The 1,295-nt window shown below is 33.9% G+C and carries 2 protein-coding genes; both read right to left on the reverse strand.

The genetic code is table 11. From position 1 onward, the window contains the following. Positions 1 to 719 (reverse strand): IS3 family transposase (locus tag MXE28_RS11395; protein WP_226974709.1); only part of this gene is annotated, 719 nt, incomplete at its 3' end. Further along, a partial coding sequence (locus MXE28_RS11400; RefSeq protein ID WP_226974708.1) for a helix-turn-helix domain-containing protein occupies positions 677 to 1,295 on the reverse strand: 619 nt, incomplete at its 5' end. The genes MXE28_RS11400 and MXE28_RS11395, both read right to left, overlap by 43 nt.

Genomic DNA, 1,295 nt, shown 5'->3' on the forward strand with positions numbered 1-1,295 from the left:
AAGAAGTTTTCCATAGGCGAATTGTCATAGCAATTTCCTTTTCTGGACATACTCTGGAAGATATTATTATTCTTTAAGAGCCTTTGATATTCTTTCATTTGATACGCCCAGCCTTGATCAGAGTGAAATGTTCGTCTATATTTAGCATCCTCTGTTATTTTAATAGCTTTTCTTTGTGCCATTAAAATACCAGATGCTGAAGGTGCCGGTGAAATACTGAAACTTAGTATTTCAAGATTATATAGGTCCATAAATGGATCTAAATACAATTTTCTTGTTATTAATTCTCCATCAGCTCCCACCTCATAATACTTGAATTCAGTTGTATCTGTTGTGATTTTTTGATGGGGGTATATACATTCAAATTTACGGTGAATTCGATTGGGAGCAACCGTACCTTTTTTGCCTTTGTAGGAGTTGTATTTTCTGCTTTTGCGAGAATATGTAGTAATTTGAAGTTTAAACTTTTTAATGATACGCTGCAGTTTCTTTTTATTAATTACTATCCCTTTAAGTTTTAATAAGGGTAATAACCGTCTATATCCATAATTGGGATTGGTTTTTCGAATCTCTTCAATTTCTATTTTTATTGCTAAATCTGGATCTTCACGAGTGAACCTCTTTTGCCAATACATATAAGTAGCCTTAGGAAAATTTAATGCCGCAAGAATCTCCTTTAATGTGAACTCTCTTCGGAGGCCGTTGATGATTCTTGCGATTTTTTCATTTCTCGAGCTTCCTCGAGTCGCAGCCTCCTCAGTTCTTTTAAATAGGCATTCTCTATTTGAGCATAGCGCAATTGTTTTTCCAGTTCTAAAATTCGTTGTTGCTCAGGTGTTAATTTAGATAGTTCTTTTTGACTAATACGTATAGGTTTCTTAGGCTTGGATTGCTTAGTCTCAGATTTCTTCATAGTGGGTGGCCGTCCTTTAGGTCGTTCAACAAAGGCATTTACACCATCTTTTATATACTCTGATTTCCATCGAGCAATTAATGTTGGATTATTAATTCCGTACTGTAAAGCTATTTGTTGATAAGATAAGATACTTGTTAAGTACAACTCTACCACAGATTGCTTAAACTCAGAAGTATATTTAGTCTTAGATTTTCTTTCTTTAAGTCCTTCCACACCAAATGCTTGATAATTTTTTATCCATCTTTTGACCTGAGAATATGATTTGACTCCATATTTTTTTGCTAGAGTTCTGCCACCGCCTTCTCCATTTAAATATGCTGTAACAACTTTTAGCTTAAATTTAAAACTATATTTTGACATGAAAAAACCGACCTCCTTA

It is taken from the genome of Veillonella sp. KGMB01456 (assembly GCF_023051165.1).
Lineage (GTDB): Bacteria > Bacillota > Negativicutes > Veillonellales > Veillonellaceae > Veillonella_A.